Annotated in this window: 1 protein-coding gene; it reads right to left on the reverse strand. The window is 63.7% G+C overall.

Annotation, left to right across the window (positions count from 1 at the left end; translation table 11 throughout):
- Window positions 1-100 precede the first annotated feature (100 nt).
- A partial coding sequence (locus EN984_RS36910) for a TetR/AcrR family transcriptional regulator (protein WP_127384466.1) occupies window positions 101-620 on the reverse strand: 520 nt, incomplete at its 5' end.

Below are 620 nucleotides of genomic sequence, written 5' to 3' on the forward strand. Positions count from 1 at the left end.
AGATTTTCCTACTCAGTGATATGATTGGGTATTGTCCGACACCCCACTCAACGGCTAAGATCAGTAGCGTGCATGCCAATCTGGTCGAACCAGATAGGCTCTATTTCATGACTGCCTTCGGATCGGGGCTGCCTCCTTCATCGACCGATTCCGCGACTGCCGCACGCACCAGCGCCCCGGCTGCCCACTGTGCGACCGCCCTCGTCCGGCGGCTGTCCAGTCCCCAGATATCCTTGAGCACAATCAGCACCTCGACGCCGAAGATCAGCGACAGCGCCTGCGCCAGCCGCTTGAAGTCGCGCGGCGGCAAACGGCTCTTGAGCGGCGCGATCGCATCTTTCAGCAAGTCGATGCGATGGCCGCGCGTAAAGGCGGGCTCAGCGCCCAGCGTGCCGGCCTGACGCCGCGCCCATTGATCGAGCGACAGCTTCAGTGCTGCCTTGAACGTGGCCTCGAAGGCCTCGATGCGCGGCATGGCCGTATCGAACAGCTCCGCGACCCGGCGCTCGGCATCGGCGGAGGTCGATTGCCAGGTGAGGATTGGCCCCAGCCCCTCGTCGACGACGGCCTGCACCAGTGCCGACTGGCTCGGGAAGTAACGATAGGCGGTGGCACGGGAA

It is taken from the genome of Mesorhizobium sp. M7A.F.Ca.CA.004.12.1.1 (assembly GCF_003997835.1).
In the GTDB taxonomy this organism is placed as follows: Bacteria; Pseudomonadota; Alphaproteobacteria; order Rhizobiales; family Rhizobiaceae; genus Mesorhizobium.